Raw genomic sequence first — 21,855 nt, 5'->3', positions numbered from 1 at the left:
GTCATTAAAACTGGTTTTGCGTTAAATAAAAGTTACGGCCTGGATTTATATGCTGAAATGGCGGATCGGGCTGAAATATCAGCCCGACATGATATCAGCGGTGGGTTTTACCCGGCATGCGCGGGTCATCTTTATACTCTGCCGTGGCGATCCACGCGGCGCAGAACAGCGTCAGGCGAGCGAAGAAATAGAAGAAAGCCATCAGCCCCAGCACCGAACCAAAGGCCGCGCCGGAGGGAGACTTCACCAGCGACGGCAGCGTATAGGTCATCACAATCTTGATCACCTCAAAACCAATGGCGGCAATCAATGTCCCGCGCATTAGCGCCTTCTTGCGCGGACGATGGCGGGGCAAACGCCAGAAGATCCAGAAGAACAGAAGGTAGTTAGCAAAGATAGAAATGGCCAGCCCAATGCCGCGCCAGGCCGGTTTCAGCCATTCAATGTAATCCAGGTACAGCGCGGAGATAATCATCTGCTGCGCGGAACCGGCGACCGAGGTGATGGAGAGCGTAATGACCAGCGCCACCAGCAGCCCAATCAGCGAAATAAAGTCGCGCAGATACTTCACCCATATCTTCTCCTGATCCTGCGGTCTACGCTCCCAGACGTCACGCGACTGGGCGCGAATAGCCTCACGCAGGTTGCCCATCCAGTTCACCCCGGAATAGAGCGCAATCAGCAACCCGACGATACCCACGGTGGTACGCTGCTGCACGGCGGTGTTGATGGTGCTTTTGAGCGTTGCGGCGAGCGTCTGGTCGCTGACGTTGGTCAGGATCTTATTGAAGATGTCCTGCAACAGCGTCGGGTGAGACGCCAGCACAAAACCGGCGGCGGCAAATGACACCATCAGGATGGGGATCATCGACAGGAACGAGAAATAGGTAATCGCCGCGCCAAACTGATTTCCCATGCGGTCGTTAAAGCGCTCAGCGGCGCGTATCAGGTGAGCAATCGCGGGTATCTGCTGAATTTTTTCGGCTATGCCGGTCACGGTGCCCAGCGCTTTGCTGGCCGTTCCAGGCTCTTTCGGCGCTTCAGGCTCGTTATCCATCTTTTTGATGGGTTCATAATCTAAATGTTGAGTCGGTCGTTGCGGGTTATTTTCCGGCGTCACGCGCATTTTCCTTTTCGTTGAGCTGGATGTTACTGAATTATAGCTTGTGACTAGTCGACGTAACCTTTTGTGAGTTCGGTAAGCCACTCCATAAACACATGCACCCGGCGGGAGAGGTTACGGCGGTGGGGATAAATGAGGGAGACGGGCATCGGTTCAGCCCGGTATTGCGGCAGGATCTCAACGAGTTTTTTCGTGCGCAGGGCATCACGTACCCCGACGCGCGGAACCTGAATAATGCCAAGCCCGGCGATACAGGCGGCCTGGTAGGTTTCAGTGCTGTTAACCGTCAATACGCCTCCCGTTTTTACCCACTGGGTCGCGCTGCCGTTGTAATACTCAAAACCCTGCGGACGCGTGCCCAGCGTGGCGGAGTAGTGGATGAGGGCATGCGAAGCCAAATCGTCCAGCGTCTCAGGGTAGCCGAATCGCGTCAGATAATCCGGGCTGGCGCAGTTAATCACCGAGAGTTTCCCAAGGGGGCGGGCGATAAGCCCGGAGTCCTTTAAGTTTCCCACGCGAACCACGCAGTCAAATCCTTCGCGGATGACATCGACCAGACGATCGCTGCTACTCAGCTCCAGCTCAATACCGGGAAACTGTTGCAAAAATGCAGGCAGTTTCGGAATGACTACATTTCGCGCAATGGCAACGGGCATATCCACACGTAGCCGACCGCTGATAGTTGAAGGGTCGTGCAGGAACATGCCGTCCAGTTCGTCCAGATTCATCAGCAGATCTTTAGCGCGCTCGTAATAAACCATGCCATCCTGCGTCAGGCTGACGCGGCGGGTAGTGCGGTGCAGCAGCTGCGTACCCAGCGCGTTTTCCAGCGCCTGGATCTGTCGCGATACGCTGCCCTTCGGCAGGCTTAACGTCTCCGCCGCGCGGGAAAAACTCTCCAGTTCCGCGACCCGAAGGAAAAGCTGCATTGCGTGTATTTTATCCATAGATGTGGGTCATTGTTGTTATGAGTGAAACAGTGAAGCGCTGAAGGCACTATTTATTGATTTTATATCATCTAATAAGCTCTTTCTCAATCTTCATCACAGCCGAAACGAGGTGAATTATGAGTGAACGTATTGCTTTAGTGACGGGCGGTAGCCGCGGCCTGGGTAAAAATGCCGTTTTGAAGCTGGCCGCGGAAGGGACAGGCATCATCCTGACCTGGAACAACAGCCAGCAGGAGGCGCAGGATGTTGTGCGCGAAATCGAGGCAACAGGCGGGAAAGCGGCAGCATTGCAGCTTAACGTCGGCGATACGGCAAGTTTTTCGCGCTTTGCTCAGCAGGTGAAGGATACCCTCAAACACGTCTGGCAACGTGACACCTTTGACTATTTAGTGAACAACGCAGGCACGGGGTTATACGCACCCTATACCGAGACGACGGAGGCGCAGTTTGATGATGCGCTGAACATTCACTTCAAAGGGCCGTTTTTCCTCACGCAACAGCTGCTGCCGCTCATAAAAGACGGAGGGCGGATCCTGAACGTCTCCAGCGGACTGGCCCGTTTTACTCAGCCCGGTTCAGGCACCTACGCGGCAATGAAAGGGGCGATGGAGGTGCTGACCCGCTATCAGGCAAAAGAGCTTGGCGCGCGCGGAATTTCCGTCAATATCATCGCGCCCGGTGCGATTGAAACCGACTTTGGGGGCGGACGCGTGCGGGATAATGCGGAGCTTAACCAGCTGCTGGCCTCGCAGACGGCGCTGGGACGCGTGGGCCTGCCCGATGATATTGGTGATGCCATTGCGGCGTTGCTCAGTGACAAACTGGGCTGGATGAATGCGCAACGTATTGAAGTTTCAGGCGGTATGTTCCTGTAATGTTCAGTCTTAAGGGGGAGGGAACCCTCTTAAGGAAATCCTTAAAACAGGTATGTCTAAATGCTGGAAGATATAAAGAGAGCTGGGTGATTTGTAACCTCTCCATTCATTGAGTTTTTTCTTAAAAAATGCCTCTGTAGAATCCCCCTTCGCTATTCTCAGAGGAGTAAAACGATGCGAGTAATCATGTTTGACAGGCAGTCATTATTTATTCATGGAGCGATGTACAGTTTGCAGAAGTTAATTCCGAAAATAGAGATGACAGGGGCTCGTCAGACTGATGAATTATGGGCGCAATTATCCGCGTCACCCTCCGCTATCGTCATGATAGATGGGTATTTAATTCGTGATAATGGTGTGGCTTTACTGGAAGAGATTATGGATCGTTTTCCAGCGTCGCGCGTGGTGTTGGTGTTAACGAAAAAAGAGCGACGTTGGGTTGAGCAAATGTTTCAGCGCAACGTGGTGGCGATAGTTCCCCGCAATGCGAATCCCGAACGCTTTTCCGCAGTGCTGGATTCCGTATCGCGTGGAATGGTCTGTTTTCCCGGCGAGTGGCTGAAGCAGCACTCCTCTCAGGATGAACTGGCAGTGTTAAGCGAGCGCCAGCGTGAGGTATTGAAGTTACTGGCGGCCGGAGAGTCCAATAAAGAGATTGGTCGTAATCTCAATATCAGTGCGGCAACGGTAAAAGCCCATCTTGAGACGCTTTTCCGGCGTCTTGATGTCAAAAACCGGACGCAGGCCGCGATGTACTACACCCGGGCGACGGCCTGAAGGATCTTCTCAGGCAGAGGGGACTCTTCCCCAAAGCTGAAGAGGGTTAATATCAGGGCGTCATGCTGCTGTTGGGTTAATGGGCGTTTGTTCATTTCCCGCAGCAGCGCCTCACATAATTGAATATCATTAAAAAGCAAATTCTCCGCCTCAATCGGCGTGATGAGACTGTTAAATTTTTCCCACTGGCGAATCACGTGACCATAACCAATAACCCATATACCCGTTTCGTCACGGTATTTCTCCAGGGAAAGACCCTGTTGTTTTTTAATTAATGCGATTGCAGCAGAAGATATCTGCATTGCATAACCCGTCATAAGCGTTTCCTCTTAGTGGCGCGACTATAGAGGAAACGCCGCCGGGGAAATATCCGCCAAATGGCTGTTAATCAGGTTTAACTGAACGGGAATTCCTTTTTCAGTAAACCGAATAGCCAGTCGTTATGCCATTGCCCTGAAAGGAAATAACTCTCACGCAACTCACCTTCCAGTTGAAAACCTGTTTTTTCCAGCAGTCGCCTTGAGGCGATATTTCCCGCCGTCACGGTGGCGGTGAGCCGACGGATATTACCCTGAGTCAGCGCGAAATCACACACAGCCCGCAGAGATTCAAAGCCGTAACCTTTCCCCTGCGCAGAGGGCGCAAAGAGAAAACCGACTTCAGCACAATCTGCTTCCCGGTGCACATAGCCGGTTACGCCCAGCGGCGTCTGGCTGGCCGTCTCACGCACCACAAGGCAGAGCCAGTGCGAGCTGCCCGGCGTCCACGGCAACAGACGAGACTCAAAGGCTTCCCGAATGTCCGCCTCGCTACGCGCAGGGGCGACAAAACGCATCACCTCAGGATTTTGCTGTAGCGACAGAAAAAAGGGCCAGTCTTGCTCTTGCAGCGGCGAGCAGGTGAGACGCGCGGTGGTTAAGGCGGGCATGACGATCCTCCGGAGGCATTGCAAATGATTATAAGGTTGTCACTTTATTTCAACAGAAAGTCAGGTATGTTTAACCTCATATAAATAAGAAGAAAAACGACTTTTAATGCCGCTTTAGCGGTACTCATTGTCTCTCAAGGAAAACAATGATGATTAGCTCATCGCATCATACCCGCGAACAGTTTGAACACTGTCTGGCAGCGATCCGTCAGGCGTCTGTTGAAATTTTACTTCTGTTGAATGTACATGTTTCTGAAGGAAAAGATCCACGCTGGTTTCTGGAGCAACTGGATAGCGCCCGCCTGGGGCTGGGCGGGTGGGGCGCCGTAGTCAGGAAGCTGAATCTGAATGATGCGGAAATGACGGCCTTTACGCTGCAATTACGCTTGCTTCAGCAGCGTGTTCCCCAGTATGAAAGCGGGCAGGATGTCAGCGAAAATCAGCTGATTGCGGCGATGCGCTTCGTCACCTCCCTTGAATATCTGCGTCTGCAACAGCCCCTCCTGACCTACGAAACCGGGAGGGTGCCAGAGAAGGAGAGCCAGCTTCAGGCGCAGAAACAGGTGCGTGCCATTGAGCTGATGATTAAAGGACTGATACAGCAGGCGTGGCCCGATCCGGTGCGGCTGAATAATCATCTTAAGACCTTGTTTAACGCTGAACGCGTGCGTCGCTGGCTGAAAAACGGTGAGATTAATGATGTTCTGAGCGGCATGTTGTTCAGCGAACTGGCCCAGCTGCTGGTGGATAAAAAAGAATTTAGCCGCTACTACGCGCCGCTGTTTAACGCTCCGGACATGCTGACGCTGCTGGTAGAGCCCCGCAAAACCCTGCAAACCTTCCTCGAAGATATTCGACAAATCCGCAACAGCATCACCGTGCAGCAGCCGTTAAGCGGGGCGCAAATCCAGCTGCTCGACTGCTATTACACGCAGATCACCCGCTCCGTTCAGCGCGCGTTTGAGGAAGGGCGGACACGCGTTAACCCGGCGGCGCTGATGGCGGTGGACGAAAGCGAGCTGCACGCGTTCTGGGAAAAGGCGCAAAAAATGGACCGCACCACAGGCGGCGATCTTTTTGAAGTGCGCGACAGCATAGAAAAACCGACTCAGCGCACCGCGAGTACGCCAGAGCAGCGCGAACAGCTGATTTCCGGCGTGCTGTGGGGAGCGGTTGGCGTGATGGTTATCGCGATTGTCGTGGGGGGATTCTGGCTGGTGACCAGCAGTAAACCGCAGCCGGCTGTGGCCAGTACGGTATCTCCCGCGCAGGTGCAGGAGATGCGCGAAACGCCTTCCTCACGCGAGACGTTAACCCGCATGGGTGTTACCTGGGATGAGAATAATTTCCGCTCGGCCATCAATCGCAATGACACCCGCGTGGCGCTCCTGTTTTTGCAGGGCGGGATGGACTGGAAAATGTCATGGACGGAGGAGGCGTTGTCGGCAGGCTACGACGATGTACTGGAAGTAATGTTGCGCTACCGCCTGCAAATGACAGAGCAAAAGCCCTGCCGACGCTTTATTAATACGCTTAGCCATGCGATGGCGAACGGCGAATCGCTGACGCCTATGCGTAAGCAGTACCTGAAAGCATTCTGTACCGTTCCCGCGGTGGTGAAACGCCAGCAGCACGACGCCGATATGGCAACGCGCCGCGCGAAGACGCAGCCCGATGCCAGCACAAAAAAATGGCAGTCCATCCAGACTGCCATTTATGAGGTGATCCGCTGATTATTTTTCCCCCTCACCCTGCCCCTCAGGGGAGAGGGGCAGGGTGAGGGGTGAGGCTCAGGGCTCCCCATACAGCCCAATCAACCGCCGCACCACGCCATTCGTCCAGCCGAAGCCATCCTGCAACGGATACTCACCCCCGCCACCTTCGCGTGGCGTGCTGCTGGCGATGTGGTACTTCTCAATCAGCTTATGATGGGTTTTGTAGTAATGGTTCACCGTGTGCAGCCAGCTCCAGGCGATCTCATCTCCCAGCGAGTCGTTGCCGTACTGCTTGAACCCCTGGATCGCCATCCACTGGAGCGGCGCCCAGCCGTTCGGCTTATCCCACTGCTCCCCGGTTTCATATTCGGTGGCGAGAATACCGCCCGGCGTGAGCAGACGGGCTTTAACGGCATCGGACAGCCGTTCAGCCTGCTCATGCGTCGCCATGCCCACATACAGCGGCACAATGCTGGCCGCAGAGAACAGCGCCAGGGCTTCACGCCGCCAGTCGTAATCACGATAACAGCCGTTCTCTTCGTCCCACAGATAGCGGTTCACCGCCGCGCGCCGGTCGCTGGCTTTCTGGCGGAACAGATCAGCCGTCTCTTTATCCCCTTTCGACGCGGAGATATTGGCGATAGCGCTCTCCAGTTTGAACAGGAATGCGTTCAAATCAATGGGGATAAATTGTGTCGTGCGGATGCTGGCCAGCCGCGCAGGATCGCGCAGCCAGCGGGATGAGTAATCCCATCCTGAGGCTGCCCCGGCGCGCAGGTCGCGATACACCTCGTTCGGCGGACGACCGGAATGACGGGCGGTTTCCACATCCTCAATCCACGATTCATCTCGCGGCGTGTCGCGATCGTCCCAGTAGCGGTTGAGCAATGAGCCATCCGGCATGCGTACCGCACTGCGATAGGCCTGATTGAGCAGCAGCGATTCCGCCCCGTCCATCCAGAAGGCGTACTCCATCTTAAGATGCTCAAGATAGCGCTTCGCCCCGCGCACGCCGTCCTCTTCAAACAGCTCCACCATCAGGGCAAAAACGGGCGGCTGTGAGCGGCTGAGATAGTAGGTACGGTTGCCGTTCGGGATATGGCCGTAGCGCTCAATCAGCCAGGCGAAGTTATCGGCCATACATTTCAGCAGATCGTTACGACCGCTTTCAGCAAGCCCCAGCATGGAGAAGTAAGAGTCCCAGTAGTAGGTCTCACTGAATCGCCCGCCGGGCACAATATAGGCCTGCGGCAGCGCCAGCAGCGACGACCACGGGATGTGATCCTGCGGTTCGCGCGTCAGCACCGGCCACAGATTATCAATATGTTCTTTCAGGGACAGGCCGGGGTCAGAGACGTACTCTTTGCTGTAGTCCTCCGGCAGCCAGAAGTGATTCTCCACAAAGCGCGCCAGGTCAAAATCACGGTGACGACGCACCTTGCGATAGCGGATCAAAATATCCAGCGGATCCATCTTCGGCGCGCAGTCGGGAAAGGTTTTGCTGTCCGCAAACAGCCGCGACGACTGGACGTGTTCAAACAGTTCAAGGTAGCGGTCTGCGGGCGTAAGGGCATCGGACGCCGGCAGTCCTTCAATCATTTCCGGTTCCGGCTCTGCCTCGATCATCTCATCCAGTTTTAACTCACAGGGATCGGTTTCGTAGCGCAGCTCTTCTGCAATCTCGAACTCGATATCCTCGGCAGTCTGTAGTTTCTGGTTGAACATGGTGTTCAGGACCTCCGGTTTTTGTCGTAACCAATACGGGTTTTTCCCGGCTATCTTTAAAGCGTAGACATTCGCTTCGGTTAATGCGGTGCGAAGTGTGCGGTAGATCACGCTTTCAAAATGGATTTAAACACGCTGAAAATCAGATATCCCTTTGATTATGAAATTATTAAATCAGAATCTTTGGAAACAGAGCAGGAATAAAATTCAGAGCATTCGGTATTCTGCATATACGCACGGATTAGTGTGCCTGACGTGCATCGCCCTGAAGGCTGTTGGTGGTTTGATTGGCTTTCTGGCTGGCGCCTTCGCTTTTATCCATCGCCTTGCTGGCCGCTTTTTCCGCATGGGCGGCGCTGTACGCAGCCAGATGGGAAATCACGATGGCGTAAATGCTCATTAACGACACCCACAGAATGCTGTTTTTCCACCACAGCAGGGTAGGAATCGTCAGTATCGCCCATACCAGCGCGAGAACAAGGTGCATTTTGGCCATCAGTTTTGCGGTGATCTTTACGTGCATTTTCATATCTCTAATCTTTTTCCGTAGTAACAGGCGAACGCGTAGCGCTTTCTAAGATTAGTTAATTCCACCGCGGGAAGCGGGTTATTTTGTTACCGTTTGTACAGCCGTTGGGTTTACCTGCCCAGGGCATAAAAAAACCGGCCAGCTGGCCGGTTTTGTTGCGGATCAGACGGATCAGCGCATAGTCACAAACTCTTCCGCCGCAGTCGGGTGGATCGCCACGGTGTTATCGAAGTCTTTCTTCGTTGCGCCCATCTTCAGTGCCACCGCGAAGCCTTGCAGGATCTCGTCCATGCCGAAACCAATGCCGTGGATGCCGACGATCTTCTCCTCCGGGCCCACGCAGACCAGCTTCATGCGGCATGGCTGACGGTGCGAGGTGACCGCGGTATACATCGCGGTAAACGCCGATTTATACACTTTCACCTGGTCATCGCCGTACTGCTCACGCGCCTGCGGCTCGGTTAAGCCGACGGTACCGATTGGCGGGTGGCTGAAGACCACGGTCGGGATGTTGCTGTAGTCCAGATGTTCGTCCGGCTTGTTATTAAACAGACGCTCGGAAAGACGACGCCCCGCCGCCACGGCAACCGGCGTCAGCTCTACGGCGCCGGTGTTATCACCGACGGCATAAATGCCCGGTACGCTGGTGTTCTGGAACTTATCAACGACAATGTAGCCTTTTTCATTGGTTTCCACCCCGGTTGCGGCCAGGTTGAAGTTGTCGGTGGCCGGTTCACGACCAATCGCCCAGATCAGGCAATCAACGGTCTGGCTGCGACCATCTTCCAGCTCCAGAGTCAGGCTACCGTCCGCATTTTTCACCACCGCTTTTGGCACGGCGTTGGTGTGCAGGGTTGGGCCTTCGGCGTTCATCACCTCGACCAGCGTGTCGACGATCAGCGGGTCAAAGCTGCGCAGCGGCGCGTGTTTACGCACGAACAGGTGCGCTTCCGCTCCCAGGCCGTTAATCACGCCGGCCAGCTCAACCGCGATGTAACCTGCGCCCACAATGGCAACGCGTTCTGGCAGAGCAGGCAGCTCGAAGAAACCGTCGGAGTCGATACCGTATTCCGCGCCCGGAATGTTCGGGTGGCTCGGACGGCCGCCGGTGGCGATCAGGATGTGATCGGCGGTGATCGTCTCGCCGTTCACTTCGATCGTCTTCGCATCCACGAAACGGGCGAAGCCGCGGATCACGTCGACGTTATTCTTGCCCAGCACGTTATCGTACGAGGTGTGAATACGGTCGATGTAGGCGGTACGGCTGGCGATCAGTTTATCCCAGTCGAAGTGGTTGATGGTGGTGTCAAAGCCGTAGTCCGGACCATACATATGGATAGCTTCACGGATTTGCGCGGCATGCCACATCACTTTCTTCGGTACACAACCCACGTTCACGCAGGTGCCGCCGAGTTCTTTGGCTTCAATCAGCGCACACTTCTGGCCGTACATGGCCGCACGGTTGATGGAGGCGATGCCGCCGCTGCCGCCGCCGATTGCGATGTAGTCATAATGCTTAGTCATAGCGTTGTCCTTAATCGTGAATTGCCGCGATTGTATACCTGAAATCAATAGTTTCCACCGATGGCTGCGATTACTCCGGCACGATCCAGCTCACGGTGGCGTGACCCGTACCGGCTGGCACCAGCGTTTTGTGCAGCCACGGCAGCACGTTGTTCATCTGTGCTTCGAGCTTCCACGGCGGGTTAATGACGATCATGCCGGACGCGGTCATGCCGCGCTGGTCGCTGTCAGGGCGCACCGCCAGCTCAATTTGCAGGATTTTACGAATGCCGGTCGCTTCGAGGTCTTTGATCATGCGTTTAATTTGCGCGCGCAGCACTACCGGATACCACAGGGCATAGGTGCCGGTCGCAAAGCGTTTGTAACCTTCGTTAATGCCGGTCACCACCGCCTGATAGTCGGTTTTGATTTCGTACGGCGGGTCGATCAGCACCAGGCCGCGACGGGAAACCGGCGGCAGTTTGGCTTTCAGCTGCTGGTAGCCATCGGCTTTGTCCATGCGGGCGCGGTTATCTTTCTGAAACTCAGAACGCAGCAGCGGGAAGTCGCTCGGGTGCAGCTCTGTCAGCTGAAGGCTGTCCTGCTCACGCAGCAGCTGGCGGGCAATCAGTGGTGAACCCGGGTAGTAACGCAGTTGGCCGTTGCGGTTGAAGTGATTCACCACGCCAATGTACGGCTCCAGCTCGGCAGGCAGATCGTCCTGCTGCCAGATACGCGCAATCCCTTCCAGATATTCACCGGTACGCTCGGCATGCTCGCCGCTCAGCTGATAACGGCCCGCGCCCGCGTGGGTGTCCAGATAAAGGAACGGTTTATCCTTTTCTTTAAGCGATTCGATGATCAGGCTCTGAACGGTATGTTTGAGGACGTCGGCGTGGTTGCCTGCGTGGAAGCTGTGGCGATAACTGAGCATGGGTAATGATATTCCGCTGAATTGACGATTTGCCACAGTTTACAGCAGAACGGCACAGATTACCCGCAGGCCCGGTAAGCGCGGCTATTGAAATCCTCTACACTTAACCCCATTACTGAACAATATGCACAGCGCCGGATGCGCGCTTCATTCATCTCTTTCAACAGGACAGCGTTTATGACCAATCCATTACTGACGCCTTTTTCGTTGCCACCGTTTTCTAAAATCCTCCCTGAGCATGTGGTTCCGGCCGTTACCCAGTCGCTGAACAACTGCCGTGCGGCGGTAGAAAACGTGGTCGCGCAGGGCGCGCCGTACACCTGGGAAAATCTGTGTCAGCCGCTGGCCGAAGTGGACGACGTGCTGGGGCGTATCTTCTCCCCGGTGAGTCACCTGAACTCGGTGAAAAACAGCCCGGAGCTGCGTGAGGCCTACGAACAGACCCTGCCGCTGCTCTCTGAGTACAGCACCTGGGTCGGTCAGCATGAGGGGCTCTACAAAGCCTACCGCGACCTGCGCGACGGCGACCACTATGCCGAACTGAACACGGCGCAGAAAAAATCGGTCGATAACGCCCTGCGTGATTTCGAACTGTCCGGGATTGGCCTGCCAAAAGAAAAACAGGTTCGCTACGGCGAAATCGCCGCGCGCCTGTCCGAGCTGGGCAACCAGTACAGCAACAACGTCCTCGACGCCACCATGGGCTGGACGAAGCTGATTACCGATGAATCTGAACTGGCGGGTATGCCGGAAAGCGCGCTGGCGGCGGCAAAAGCCCAGGCCGAAGCGAAAGAGCTGGAAGGCTTCCTGTTAACGCTGGATATCCCAAGCTATCTGCCGGTGATGACCTACTGCGACAACCAGGCCCTGCGCGAAGAGATGTACCGCGCCTACAGCACCCGCGCCTCCGATCAGGGGCCGAATGCCGGTAAGTGGGATAACAGCCCGGTGATGGCGGAGATCCTCGCCCTGCGCCACGAACTGGCACAGCTGCTGGGCTTCGACAGCTACGCGGATAAATCCCTCGCCACCAAAATGGCTGAGAACCCACAGCAGGTGCTCGACTTCCTGACCGATCTGGCGAAACGCGCCCGTCCTCAGGGTGAAAAAGAACTGGCTCAGCTGCGCGCCTTTGCGAAAGCGGAGTTCGGCGTGGACGAGCTTCAGCCGTGGGATATCGCGTACTACAGCGAAAAACAGAAACAGCACCTCTACAGCATCAGCGACGAACAGCTGCGTCCGTACTTCCCGGAAAACAAAGCCGTTAACGGCCTGTTCGAGGTGGTGAAACGCATCTACGGCATTACCGCGAAAGAGCGTACCGACATCGACGTCTGGCATCCGGACGTGCGCTTCTTCGAGCTGTATGACGAGAAAAACGAGCTGCGCGGCAGCTTCTATCTGGATCTTTACGCGCGAGAAAACAAACGTGGCGGGGCGTGGATGGACGACTGCGTGGGCCAGATGCGTAAAGCGGATGGTTCCCTGCAAAAACCGGTCGCCTACCTGACCTGTAACTTCAACCGCCCGGTGAGCGGCAAACCTGCGCTGTTTACCCACGATGAAGTGATCACCCTGTTCCACGAGTTCGGTCACGGCCTGCACCACATGCTGACCCGCATCGAAACCGCTGGCGTCGCCGGTATCAGCGGTGTGCCATGGGATGCGGTCGAGCTGCCAAGCCAGTTTATGGAAAACTGGTGCTGGGAGCCGGACGCGCTGGCATTTATCTCCGGCCATTACGAAACGGGCGAACCGCTGCCGAAAGAACTGCTGGATAAAATGCTGGCGGCGAAAAACTACCAGGCGGCGATGTTCATCCTGCGTCAGCTGGAGTTCGGCCTGTTCGACTTCCGCCTGCACGCCGAGTTCAGCCCGGAGCAGGGGGCGAAAATCCTCGAAACCCTGGCTGAGATTAAAAAGCAGGTCGCGGTTATTCCAGGCCCGACCTGGGGACGCTTCCCGCACGCGTTCAGCCATATCTTCGCAGGCGGGTACGCCGCAGGCTACTACAGCTACCTGTGGGCCGACGTGCTGGCGGCAGATGCCTTCTCGCGCTTCGAAGAAGAGGGGATTTTCAACCGCGAAACCGGTCAGTCGTTCCTTGATAACATCCTGACGCGCGGCGGTTCAGAAGAGCCTATGGAGCTGTTCAAACGCTTCCGTGGCCGCGAGCCGCAGCTGGATGCGATGCTGGAGCATTACGGAATCAAAGGCTGATTGCTACGTGAAGATCTGCTTAGTAGATGAAACAGGCGCCGGGGACGGCGCCTTATCTGTTCTGGCGGCCCGCTGGGGGCTGGAACATGATGAAGACAACCTGATGGCGCTGGTGATGACGCCGGAACATCTGGAGCTGCGCAAGCTCGATGAGCCAAAGCTTGGCGGGATTTTTGTCGATTTTGTCGGCGGCGCGATGGCGCACCGGCGTAAGTTTGGCGGCGGTCGCGGTGAAGCGGTGTCCAAAGCGGTCGGCATTAAAGGCAGCTATCTGCCGGACGTGGTGGATGCCACGGCGGGGCTGGGGCGCGATGCCTTTGTGCTGGCGTCTGTCGGCTGTCGGGTGCGGATGCTGGAGCGTAATCCGGTTGTCGCCGCGCTGCTCGACGACGGGCTGACGCGGGGCTACGCGGACCCGGAAATCGGCCCGTGGTTGCAGGAACGTTTGCAACTTATTCATGCCTCCAGCCTGACGGCGCTGACCGATATCACCCCGCGCCCGCAGGTAGTCTATCTCGACCCCATGTTCCCGCATAAGCAGAAAAGCGCGCTGGTTAAGAAAGAGATGCGGGTGTTTCAGTCTCTGGTGGGGCCAGATTTAGATGCCGATGGCCTGCTGGAGCCGGCTCGTCAGCTGGCGACGAAGCGGGTGGTGGTGAAGCGGCCGGACTATGCGCCGCCGCTGGCGGACGTTGCGACCACTAACGCGGTGACCACGAAAGGGCATCGGTTTGATATTTATTCGGGAACGCCAGAATAAAAAAGCCGGGTGGCGGCTTCGCCTTACCCGGCCTACATTCAGTGCCGCTTGTAGGCCCGGTAAGCGTTAGCGCCACCGGGCTTTTTTGCACTTACTCGTCTTCTTCGTCACGCAGTGGAACAATCAGCATATCCACGTGTACGGTGTTAATCAGCTGGCGCGCGGAAGACATCAGCTTGCTCCAGAAGTCCTGGTGATGACCGCATACCACCAGGTCCATATCGTATTTCTTAATCGCATCAACCAGCACCTGGCCCAGATCGCCACTACCGCTTAAGGTTTCAGTGATTGGATAGCCCGCGTTGGTAGAAAGCTCGCTCAGCGCGTGGTGAGTCTCTTCGGAGATGCGTTTCTGCATATCGCCGAGATTCACGTCGATCAGACCGGTGTAGAGGTCGGAGTAATTCACATCAACGTGAATCAGCGAAACTTTCGCGTTGTAGGGACGTGCCATGGATACTGCTTTATCAACCAGCACTTTACTCTCCGGGGAGAGGTCTACCGCGATGAGAATGTGTTTGTAAGCCATAGTGTTACTCCTTCCTTAAGTTATCGATGACTAAATGGGAAAGCCGTCGTCTGATGCTTTCATTACGGCCCAGTTAAACATATTTTTCAAGCTTTGGTGTTGATAACGATTAACCTTGTGGCAAAAAAATTAACGGATCTCCTACACTATTTAATGAGCCGTTCGGATATTAAAACGCGAACCGGATCGACTTTTGGTCATTCTTTCACTGAACTGTCTGTCAGGGCATTGGGGTGCGGTAGCTCAGGAGCCTTGCTTCGTGGGCGGACGCCGGGGAGGATGTATGATTAGCACCGTCGCATTGTTTTGGGCGTTATGCGTGGTTTGCATAGTGAATATGGCGCGCTACTTCTCATCGTTACGTGCGCTGTTAGTGGTACTTCGTGGTTGCGATCCGTTGCTTTATCAGTATGTGGACGGTGGAGGGTTCTTCACCTCGCACGGACAGCCCAGCAAGCAGATGCGTCTGGTGGGGTATATCTACTACCAACGCTACCGCGATCACCACGATGAAGAGTTTATCCGTCGCTGCGAGCGCCTGCGTCGTCAGTTCATTTTGACCAGCGCCCTGTGTGGCCTGGTTGTGGTGAGTATGATTGCGCTGATGATTTGGCACTGAGCATAAAAAAAGCGGGCCAGTTTCCTGACCCGCTTTTTTGTCGCCTTCAGCCAATTAAATCAGCTTCAGCGAAATCCAGTACAGACCGCCAGACAGCAGGATGGACGCCGGGAGGGTGAACACCCAGGCCATCAGGATGTTGGTCACGGTTTTACGCTGCAAACCGCCGCCGTCAACAATCATGGTACCTGCCACGGACGAAGAGAGTACGTGGGTGGTTGAGACTGGCATACCGGTGTAGCTCGCCAGACCGATAGATACCGCTGCCGTCATCTGCGCGGACATACCCTGCGCATAGGTCATGCCTTTCTTACCGATCTTCTCACCGATGGTGGTCGCCACACGACGCCAGCCAATCATCGTACCGATACCCAGCGCCAGTGCGACCGCCATGATGATCCAGATTGGCGCGTACTCAATGGTGTTGAGCATATCGCCTTTCAGTTTCTTCAGCAGACGTTGGTCGTCAGCATTAACCTCTGGCAGCTTCGCGACTTTATCGGTCACGTCGGAGATACAGAGCATGATGCGACGCAGTTGACCACGCTGTTCAACAGCCAGTTTGTCATAGCTTTCGATATCGGCCAGCATGCCTTTCGCACGTTCCAGCGCGTTAATCGCGTTTGCCGGATGGCAATGGAACTCGCCCGGTGCCGTCGTTGCGCCTGACTCCGGAGAAGGAATCAGCTGGTCCACGCCGGTCGCTTTCTTCAGCAAATCAGGATGCTGCTGGAAGTAAGTCTCAACGTTGTTTACCGCATCACGGGTACGGGTGATTTCGTAACCGGAGGCGTTCATGTTAACCACGAAGCCCGCCGGTGCGACGCCAATCAGAACCAGCATCACCAGGCCGATACCTTTCTGACCATCGTTCGCGCCATGAGAGAAGGCGACGCCGATAGCGGAAATGATCAGCGCGATACGCGTCCAGAACGGCGGCTTTTTCTTGCCGTCTTTCTTCTCACGCTCTGCTGGCGTCAGATGGATACGCGCACGTTTTTTCGTGTTGCTCCAGTAGCGACGCAGGATGAAAATCAAGCCACCCGCCACCACCAGACCGACGATAGGGGAGATGATCAGAGAGCCGAAAATACCGAGAACTTTCGGGATATTCAGCGCATCAACGACGGAGGTCCCGGTCATCAGGGCATTGGTTAACCCGATACCGATAATCGCGCCGATGAGGGTGTGAGAGCTGGATGCCGGCAGGCCGAAATACCAGGTACCGAGGTTCCAGATAATCGCAGCAAGCAGCATTGAGAACACCATGGCCAGGCCATGACCGGAACTCACGTTAAGCAGCAGATCCGTTGGCAGCATATGCACAATGGCATACGCAACGCTCAGTCCGCCCAGGAGGACACCAAAAAAGTTAAATACCGCCGCCATCACGACCGCAAGCTGCGATCGCATTGCGCGAGTGTAGATAACCGTTGCTACTGCGTTTGCAGTGTCGTGGAAGCCGTTGATCGCTTCGTAAAACAGCACAAAAACCAGAGCAAGCAATAATAAAAGCCCGGTATGTAAATCCAGGCCGGCAAACAAATGTAGCATAGGACGTTACGCCATTTTGAGGACATGAACGCGGCGCATTATCCAGGACAAATGCGCAACGGGCAAAGTGAAATATAGACTTTTTTTGACATACCACCTGATTTGAGAAATGTGCCTGAAAGGATAATCTTTAAATATCAATGAAATGGCTTTGTAATATCTTTTTACGCTGGTGCGACCACTGAGGAAACTTTACAATCCGCGGCAGTTAACGAAGAGGATTTTGACGTGGAAAGGTTTGATGCCGTAGTAATTGGCGCCGGTGCGGCGGGTATGTTTTGTGCGGCGATGGCCGGACAAGCGGGTCGTCGCGTGCTGCTGCTGGATAACGGAAAAAAGCCTGGCCGCAAGATCCTGATGTCTGGCGGCGGGCGATGCAACTTTACTAATCTTTATGTCGAGCCTGCGGCCTATTTGAGCCAGAACCGTCATTTTTGCAAATCTGCGCTGGCGCGCTACACCCATTGGGATTTTATCGAGCTGGTGGGTAAACACGGTATCGCGTGGCATGAGAAGACGCTGGGGCAGCTGTTCTGCGACGACTCCGCGCAGCAAATTGTCGATATGCTGGTGGCCGAGTGCGAGAAAGGCGGCGTAGTTATGCGCCTGCGCACCGAAGTGCTGGACGTCGCCCGTGACGAGCAGGGCTACACGCTGCAACTCAACGGTGAAACCGTCAGCGCCGATAACCTGGTGATCGCCAGCGGCGGCCTCTCGATGCCGGGTCTGGGCGCCTCACCGTTCGGCTATAAAATTGCCGAGCAGTTTGGCCTGAAGGTACTGCCCACCCGCGCCGGGCTGGTACCGTTCACGCTGCATAAGCCCCTGCTGGAACAGCTTCAGACGCTCTCCGGCGTGTCTGTGCCGTCGGTCATTACGGCCGAAGACGGCACGGTGTTCCGCGAAAATCTGCTCTTTACCCATCGCGGACTCTCGGGCCCGGCGGTATTGCAGATCTCCAGCTACTGGCAGCCGGGGGAGTTTGTCTCCGTAAACCTGGTGCCGGACTGCGATCTGGACGCCTTCCTCAACGAGCAACGCGCCGCGCACCCGAATCAAAGCCTGAAAAATACCCTGGCGATGCAGCTGCCGAAGCGTCTCGTGGAGTGCTTGCAGGTGTTAGGGCAAATTCCGGATGTCGCGCTCAAGCAGCTCAACAGCCGCGAGCAGGAAACGCTGGTGGAGACGCTGACGAACTGGCGCGTACAGCCAAACGGCACCGAAGGTTACCGCACGGCGGAAGTGACGCTGGGCGGCGTGGATACAAACGAACTATCATCCCGCACGATGGAAGCCCGCAACGTGCCGGGCCTTTATTTCATTGGTGAAGTGATGGACGTGACCGGCTGGCTCGGCGGGTATAACTTCCAGTGGGCGTGGGCCAGTGCCTGGGCATGCGCGCAGGCACTCGCTGAAAAGAACGGTTAATATTTATTTTTTTAGCGTGCTGCGTCCTTATCGGGTCCACGCTTTTTATTGTGTGCATGGTGTTTTGTCTTCTTAAAAGGGTTGTCTATGTCTGCTGCTCATCTCGGTTTCCCGACGGAAACCGTTGTTGTCTTCGTGGTGATGGCCGTTGGGGCGATGTTTATCGACCTCTTCATGCACCGTCACGATAAACCGATCTCGCTGAAAAGCGCGGTCATGTGGTCCATCTTCTGGGTCATGATGGCGATGGCCTTCGCCGGATTCTTATACGTGCACCACGGCGCGGAGATGGCCAGTCTGTTCCTGACCGGCTATGCGCTGGAAGAGGTGCTCTCCGTCGACAACCTGTTTGTGATGATGGCGATCTTCGCCTGGTTCGGCGTGCCGGATAGATATCGTCACCGCGTGCTCTACTGGGGCGTGCTCGGGGCGATTGTGTTCCGTGGTATTTTTGTTGCCATTGGCACCAGCCTGCTCAGCCTGGGACCGTATGTTGAGGTCATTTTTGCGCTGGTCGTCGGCTGGACGGCGGTGATGATGCTGAAACGCAATGAAGAGAGCGATGAAGTAGAAGATTACTCCAACCATCTGGCGTACCGCCTGGTGAAACGCTTCTACCCGGTGTGGCCAAAAATCAGCAGCCATGCGTTTATCCTGACCCAGAAAGAGGTGGATGCCGAACTGGAGAAACCTGAAAACAAGGATGTGATGGTAGGCCGCGTGAAGAAGGCGAAGCGCTACGCGACGCCGCTGCTGCTCTGCGTCGCGGTGGTGGAGCTGTCCGACGTGATGTTCGCCTTCGATTCCGTACCCGCAATCATTGCCGTCAGCCGTGAGCCGCTGATCATCTACAGCGCCATGATGTTCGCGATCCTCGGCCTGCGTACCCTCTACTTCGTGCTGGAAGCGCTGAAGCAGTATCTGGTGCATCTGGAGAAAGCGGTAGTGTTACTGCTGTTCTTCGTGGCGTTCAAGCTGGGGCTGAATGCGACCGACCACTTCTGGCATCACGGTTATAACATCGGCGCCACGGCAAGCCTGTTTGTGGTGCTGGGGGTACTGGCGCTGGGGATTATTGCGAGCGTGATGTTCCCGGGAAAACGTGAGGCCTGATGTACCGCTTTTCTCCCTCTCCCTGTGGGAGAGGGCCGGGGTGAGGGCACCGGGCCGCACCTAACCCTTAATTGGTGAATTTCGGCGCTTGCTCGGATGATGAAAATGCCGCCAGTGCGGATCCTGCGCCGCCGCCAGCAACTCGTGGTCGCCACGCGTGTCGCCCCAGGCGCGCAGGTGATACGCGTTCAAATCCCCATACACCTTCTCCAGCCTCGCCACCTTCTGGGCACAACGGCAGTTGTGGCCGGTGATCCGCCCGGTCAGCTTGCCGTCTTTCACTTCCAGCTGCGTGCCAATCAGCTTAATGCCGAGCTTATCGGCCCACGGCTGCAATACCAGCGCCGGGGAAGCAGAGCAAATCGTCACTTCCGCACCGGAATTGACCTCGTTGGCGACGGCCAGCACACCTTCCGGGCGCATCAGCTTGTTCCAGTATTTTTCACAGAAGGCTTCCGCCTGCTGACGTAACCAGTGCTCATCCACCCCCGTCAGGAAGGTTTTGATCAACACCTCTTTCAGCTCATCTCGCGTCAGCTTGCGGCGCACACAGTGCAGCGTAGGCAGGGCCATGCGCACCAGTCGGCCAGCAAAGTAGCGCTTGCCAAAGGCAAAGCGCAGGAACGGGATAAAACTGTCGTGGTGCGTCAACGTACCATCAAAGTCAAAGACAGAGAGCACGCTGGACTTCGCCACGGCTTCGTCGGCAATCATATTGGTCATAAATACGTCTTAGCTGAAATACACATTCTGTTCACTAGTTTACCTGCTTTACCTTCACAGTCCTTATATCAGGTCGCATTTTTTCCTGAACCTGTGGCCTGACGGGTCAAACAATGTCATCCACCACGCCGCCGTCAACGCGCAGCGCCGCGCCGGAAGTCGCGGAGGCCTGCATGGAACAGACATATACCACCATATTTGCCACTTCTTCCACCGTGGCGGCGCGCTGGATCACCGAGCTGGGGCGATTCGCCATCACGAACTCTTTCGCCAGCTGTTCCAGCGATTTACCGGTTCTTTCGATCTCGTCTTTCATCATCGCGGCAAAACCGTCCGACATTGTCGGGCCCGGCAGCACGCTGTTCACCGTCACGCCACTGCCTGCCACGAACTTCGCCAGACCGCGCGCCAGCGAGAGCTGGGCGGTTTTTGTCACGCCATAGTGGATCATATCCGCAGGAATATTGCATGCCGATTCCGACGAGATAAACACTACCCGACCCCAGCCCTTTTGTACCATGCCGGGCAGCAGGGCACGAGAGAGGCGCACGCCGGACATCACGTTGGTCTGCCAGTAGCGTTCCCAGGTCTCGTCGTCGGTGGAATAAAAATCCTGCTGGCCATAGATCCCGGCGTTATTCACCAGAATATCGACGTGCGAGGCGACCCTGAGCAGTTCGTCAACGCCCTCCTGCGAGCTCAGATCGGCGATGGCGGCACGGACCTGTACGCCAGGCACCACCTGCTGTAGCGCCTGAATGCCTTTGTTCACCGAGTCGACGCTGCGCCCGTTCACGATCACTTCCGCACCGCTCTCCGCCAGCCCGCGGGCGATGGCAAACCCAATACCGCCGGTGGACGCGGTCACCAGCGCTACTTTCCCCGTTAAATCAATTTTCATCATTCGCTCCTTGTCATCTTATGGTTCAAAACTTAAAGCGTAGCAGTTGACGATGACGGCTCCTGTTTAAAAAGGCGCAACAGCGTCTCAACCTGCTCGTCCAGCGGGCTGAGGGAGCGTTTGACGATGAGGTGCAGCGGCGTGGCGCGACGTACGCCGTGGCTGAGCGGCAGCGTTTTAAGGATGCCCTGCTGGAGCGGGGTCTGAATGCGTTCTTCCGGTAACCAGCCGTATCCAACCTGATACATCACCGCTTCGATCGCGGCATCGATGGTGGAGAAGGTCCACGACTCCCCGGTAGAGTGAGCGGTGGGCTGGCTGTCTGCGATCTGAATGCGCGGCCACGGTCGTAGCATCTCGTCGTTAAGCGGTGTATCCAGCGCAAACAGCGGGTGAGCGTGATGCGCGACGGCAACAAAATCGATATTCATCAGCCATTCCCCCAGGCCGGTAATGTCCTGGCGGCGGGTTAAGACCATCACGTCGGCTTCATCATTGAGCGCATCCGCGCGGCTGTTTTCCAGCACCTCGGTAAGCCGCACCTGCGTTTGCGGGTACAGCTGCTGAAACTGGCGCAAAATCGCGAACAGCCGGCTGCGCGGAAAAATACTGTCTACCATCAGGTCGATACGGGTTCGCATCCCGCTGCGCAGGGTCGCAGCGCGCGTTTCAACATAGGCGAAGGCTTTCAGCAGCGGTTTAACCTGATTCAGCAACAGCTCACCCGCCGGTGTCAGCACGGCACGCCGTCCCTCTGTCATCAGGAGCGCCACGCCCAGCCGTTCCTGCAAAAGCGACAGGTTATAGCTGACCGAGGACTGGCTGCGGTGGGTCTCTTCCGCCGCCTTAGCGAAGCTGCCCGCCTCGATGACTCTCTCCAGCAAGGCCCATTGTTCGAGCGTCGTCTTGTGCATAATTAATCTAAATTTTGGATGAATTTGATTCAAAC

At 56.0% G+C, this 21,855-nt stretch carries 21 protein-coding genes; 8 read left to right on the top strand and 13 right to left on the bottom strand.

The annotated features are described in order from the left end of the window. Positions 1 to 94 precede the first annotated feature (94 nt). A complete protein-coding gene (gene yhjD / locus ACQG0T_RS22040) occupies positions 95 to 1,120 on the bottom strand; it encodes an inner membrane protein YhjD (RefSeq protein ID WP_023295574.1) in 1,026 nt (341 codons plus the stop codon). A 50-nt stretch (positions 1,121 to 1,170) separates the two neighbouring features. Then, positions 1,171 to 2,070, bottom strand: a complete 900-nt coding sequence (locus ACQG0T_RS22035) for a LysR family transcriptional regulator (protein ID WP_017384184.1) — start codon at positions 2,068 to 2,070, stop codon at positions 1,171 to 1,173. 119 nt (positions 2,071 to 2,189) lie between these two features. Between ACQG0T_RS22035 and ACQG0T_RS22030 the strand changes: the two genes are divergently transcribed. Beyond that, positions 2,190 to 2,948 (top strand): SDR family NAD(P)-dependent oxidoreductase, encoded by a 759-nt coding sequence (locus tag ACQG0T_RS22030; RefSeq protein WP_017693813.1) that lies wholly within the window; start codon positions 2,190 to 2,192, stop codon positions 2,946 to 2,948. A gap of 174 nt (positions 2,949 to 3,122) precedes the next feature. Next, positions 3,123 to 3,725, top strand: coding sequence for a response regulator transcription factor (locus tag ACQG0T_RS22025; RefSeq protein ID WP_032104620.1), 603 nt, complete (start codon positions 3,123 to 3,125; stop codon positions 3,723 to 3,725). Here ACQG0T_RS22025 and ACQG0T_RS22020 read toward each other — a convergent pair. Beyond that, complete coding sequence (locus ACQG0T_RS22020) at positions 3,704 to 4,042, bottom strand: lysozyme (RefSeq protein ID WP_039269540.1); 339 nt, start codon at positions 4,040 to 4,042, stop codon at positions 3,704 to 3,706. The two genes, ACQG0T_RS22025 and ACQG0T_RS22020, sit on opposite strands and share 22 nt — an antisense overlap. A 77-nt stretch (positions 4,043 to 4,119) precedes the next feature. Further along, a complete protein-coding gene (locus ACQG0T_RS22015) occupies positions 4,120 to 4,653 on the bottom strand; it encodes a GNAT family N-acetyltransferase (RefSeq protein ID WP_017693814.1) in 534 nt (177 codons plus the stop codon). A gap of 146 nt (positions 4,654 to 4,799) precedes the next feature. Here ACQG0T_RS22015 and ACQG0T_RS22010 point away from each other — a divergent pair, with 146 nt between their 5' ends. Continuing rightward, positions 4,800 to 6,386, top strand: a complete 1,587-nt coding sequence (locus tag ACQG0T_RS22010) for an STY4199 family HEPN domain-containing protein (RefSeq protein ID WP_271040485.1) — start codon at positions 4,800 to 4,802, stop codon at positions 6,384 to 6,386. Between the two features lie 57 nt (positions 6,387 to 6,443). On the opposite strand, the gene ACQG0T_RS22005 is transcribed toward ACQG0T_RS22010, so the two are convergent. The 4 genes from ACQG0T_RS22005 to ACQG0T_RS21990 form a co-directional block, all read right to left on the bottom strand. After that, positions 6,444 to 8,093: an alpha,alpha-trehalase gene (locus ACQG0T_RS22005; RefSeq protein WP_015571511.1), complete on the bottom strand. Its 1,650-nt coding sequence runs from the start codon at positions 8,091 to 8,093 to the stop codon at positions 6,444 to 6,446. A 241-nt stretch (positions 8,094 to 8,334) separates the two neighbouring features. After that, a complete protein-coding gene (locus ACQG0T_RS22000; RefSeq protein WP_064489874.1) occupies positions 8,335 to 8,622 on the bottom strand; it encodes a hypothetical protein in 288 nt (95 codons plus the stop codon). Positions 8,623 to 8,793: 171 nt separating this feature from the next. Further along, entirely contained in the window at positions 8,794 to 10,146 is a 1,353-nt protein-coding gene (gorA, locus tag ACQG0T_RS21995; RefSeq protein WP_039269542.1) for a glutathione-disulfide reductase, read from the bottom strand. Positions 10,147 to 10,216: 70 nt separating this feature from the next. Next, positions 10,217 to 11,059: a 23S rRNA (adenine(2030)-N(6))-methyltransferase RlmJ gene (locus tag ACQG0T_RS21990; RefSeq protein ID WP_023295569.1), complete on the bottom strand. Its 843-nt coding sequence runs from the start codon at positions 11,057 to 11,059 to the stop codon at positions 10,217 to 10,219. A gap of 177 nt (positions 11,060 to 11,236) precedes the next feature. On the opposite strand from ACQG0T_RS21990, the gene prlC reads away from it, so the two are divergent. Beyond that, the gene (prlC, locus tag ACQG0T_RS21985; protein ID WP_023295568.1) at positions 11,237 to 13,279 is read left to right on the top strand and encodes an oligopeptidase A; all 2,043 of its coding nucleotides are present in this window, start codon (positions 11,237 to 11,239) and stop codon (positions 13,277 to 13,279) included. 7 nt (positions 13,280 to 13,286) lie between these two features. Then, positions 13,287 to 14,039, top strand: a complete 753-nt coding sequence (gene rsmJ / locus ACQG0T_RS21980) for a 16S rRNA (guanine(1516)-N(2))-methyltransferase RsmJ (RefSeq protein WP_032104623.1) — start codon at positions 13,287 to 13,289, stop codon at positions 14,037 to 14,039. A gap of 91 nt (positions 14,040 to 14,130) precedes the next feature. Here the strand turns inward: rsmJ and uspA are convergent, their stop codons facing one another. Then, positions 14,131 to 14,568 (bottom strand): universal stress protein UspA, encoded by a 438-nt coding sequence (gene uspA, locus ACQG0T_RS21975; RefSeq protein ID WP_003861223.1) that lies wholly within the window; start codon positions 14,566 to 14,568, stop codon positions 14,131 to 14,133. 283 nt (positions 14,569 to 14,851) lie between these two features. On the opposite strand from uspA, the gene uspB reads away from it, so the two are divergent. Beyond that, complete coding sequence (uspB, locus tag ACQG0T_RS21970; protein WP_003861224.1) at positions 14,852 to 15,187, top strand: universal stress protein UspB; 336 nt, start codon at positions 14,852 to 14,854, stop codon at positions 15,185 to 15,187. Positions 15,188 to 15,241: 54 nt separating this feature from the next. Here uspB and pitA read toward each other — a convergent pair whose 3' ends face one another. Continuing rightward, positions 15,242 to 16,741 (bottom strand): inorganic phosphate transporter PitA, encoded by a 1,500-nt coding sequence (gene pitA / locus ACQG0T_RS21965; protein ID WP_003861225.1) that lies wholly within the window; start codon positions 16,739 to 16,741, stop codon positions 15,242 to 15,244. Between the two features lie 228 nt (positions 16,742 to 16,969). Here pitA and ACQG0T_RS21960 point away from each other — a divergent pair, with 228 nt between their 5' ends. Both ACQG0T_RS21960 and ACQG0T_RS21955 read left to right on the top strand, forming a co-directional pair. After that, the gene (locus ACQG0T_RS21960) at positions 16,970 to 18,169 is read left to right on the top strand and encodes an NAD(P)/FAD-dependent oxidoreductase (RefSeq protein WP_063405297.1); all 1,200 of its coding nucleotides are present in this window, start codon (positions 16,970 to 16,972) and stop codon (positions 18,167 to 18,169) included. An 87-nt stretch (positions 18,170 to 18,256) separates the two neighbouring features. After that, positions 18,257 to 19,282: a TerC/Alx family metal homeostasis membrane protein gene (locus ACQG0T_RS21955; protein ID WP_015571505.1), complete on the top strand. Its 1,026-nt coding sequence runs from the start codon at positions 18,257 to 18,259 to the stop codon at positions 19,280 to 19,282. A gap of 60 nt (positions 19,283 to 19,342) precedes the next feature. Here the strand turns inward: ACQG0T_RS21955 and ACQG0T_RS21950 are convergent, their stop codons facing one another. From ACQG0T_RS21950 to ACQG0T_RS21940, 3 genes are all read right to left on the bottom strand, one after another. Continuing rightward, complete coding sequence (locus ACQG0T_RS21950) at positions 19,343 to 20,005, bottom strand: HAD family hydrolase (RefSeq protein ID WP_003861228.1); 663 nt, start codon at positions 20,003 to 20,005, stop codon at positions 19,343 to 19,345. 106 nt (positions 20,006 to 20,111) lie between these two features. After that, positions 20,112 to 20,906: an SDR family NAD(P)-dependent oxidoreductase gene (locus ACQG0T_RS21945; protein WP_017384097.1), complete on the bottom strand. Its 795-nt coding sequence runs from the start codon at positions 20,904 to 20,906 to the stop codon at positions 20,112 to 20,114. 32 nt (positions 20,907 to 20,938) lie between these two features. Beyond that, entirely contained in the window at positions 20,939 to 21,820 is an 882-nt protein-coding gene (locus tag ACQG0T_RS21940; RefSeq protein WP_023304577.1) for a LysR family transcriptional regulator, read from the bottom strand. Positions 21,821 to 21,855: the final 35 nt, after the last annotated feature.

Source organism: Enterobacter cloacae complex sp. 302F9 (genome assembly GCF_050030335.1).
Taxonomy (GTDB): domain Bacteria; phylum Pseudomonadota; class Gammaproteobacteria; order Enterobacterales; family Enterobacteriaceae; genus Enterobacter; species Enterobacter hormaechei_C.
Note: the sequence above shows the minus strand (reverse complement) of the source record. Positions and strands in the feature narration are given on the sequence as shown.

What these genes read in the sequence shown, in the direction of transcription:
- ACQG0T_RS22035 (WP_017384184.1), bottom strand. Translation starts at nt 2,070, where the DNA reads ATGGATAAAATACACGCAATGCAGCTTTTCCTTCGGGTCGCGGAACTG.
- ACQG0T_RS22030 (WP_017693813.1), top strand. Translation starts at nt 2,190, where the DNA reads ATGAGTGAACGTATTGCTTTAGTGACGGGCGGTAGCCGCGGCCTGGGT.
- ACQG0T_RS22025 (WP_032104620.1), top strand. Translation starts at nt 3,123, where the DNA reads ATGCGAGTAATCATGTTTGACAGGCAGTCATTATTTATTCATGGAGCG.
- ACQG0T_RS22020 (WP_039269540.1), bottom strand. Translation starts at nt 4,042, where the DNA reads ATGACGGGTTATGCAATGCAGATATCTTCTGCTGCAATCGCATTAATT.
- ACQG0T_RS22015 (WP_017693814.1), bottom strand. Translation starts at nt 4,653, where the DNA reads ATGCCCGCCTTAACCACCGCGCGTCTCACCTGCTCGCCGCTGCAAGAG.
- ACQG0T_RS22010 (WP_271040485.1), top strand. Translation starts at nt 4,800, where the DNA reads ATGATGATTAGCTCATCGCATCATACCCGCGAACAGTTTGAACACTGT.
- ACQG0T_RS22005 (WP_015571511.1), bottom strand. Translation starts at nt 8,093, where the DNA reads ATGTTCAACCAGAAACTACAGACTGCCGAGGATATCGAGTTCGAGATT.
- ACQG0T_RS22000 (WP_064489874.1), bottom strand. Translation starts at nt 8,622, where the DNA reads ATGAAAATGCACGTAAAGATCACCGCAAAACTGATGGCCAAAATGCAC.
- gorA (WP_039269542.1), bottom strand. Translation starts at nt 10,146, where the DNA reads ATGACTAAGCATTATGACTACATCGCAATCGGCGGCGGCAGCGGCGGC.
- ACQG0T_RS21990 (WP_023295569.1), bottom strand. Translation starts at nt 11,059, where the DNA reads ATGCTCAGTTATCGCCACAGCTTCCACGCAGGCAACCACGCCGACGTC.
- prlC (WP_023295568.1), top strand. Translation starts at nt 11,237, where the DNA reads ATGACCAATCCATTACTGACGCCTTTTTCGTTGCCACCGTTTTCTAAA.
- uspA (WP_003861223.1), bottom strand. Translation starts at nt 14,568, where the DNA reads ATGGCTTACAAACACATTCTCATCGCGGTAGACCTCTCCCCGGAGAGT.
- uspB (WP_003861224.1), top strand. Translation starts at nt 14,852, where the DNA reads ATGATTAGCACCGTCGCATTGTTTTGGGCGTTATGCGTGGTTTGCATA.
- pitA (WP_003861225.1), bottom strand. Translation starts at nt 16,741, where the DNA reads ATGCTACATTTGTTTGCCGGCCTGGATTTACATACCGGGCTTTTATTA.
- ACQG0T_RS21955 (WP_015571505.1), top strand. Translation starts at nt 18,257, where the DNA reads ATGTCTGCTGCTCATCTCGGTTTCCCGACGGAAACCGTTGTTGTCTTC.
- ACQG0T_RS21950 (WP_003861228.1), bottom strand. Translation starts at nt 20,005, where the DNA reads ATGACCAATATGATTGCCGACGAAGCCGTGGCGAAGTCCAGCGTGCTC.
- ACQG0T_RS21945 (WP_017384097.1), bottom strand. Translation starts at nt 20,906, where the DNA reads ATGAAAATTGATTTAACGGGGAAAGTAGCGCTGGTGACCGCGTCCACC.
- ACQG0T_RS21940 (WP_023304577.1), bottom strand. Translation starts at nt 21,820, where the DNA reads ATGCACAAGACGACGCTCGAACAATGGGCCTTGCTGGAGAGAGTCATC.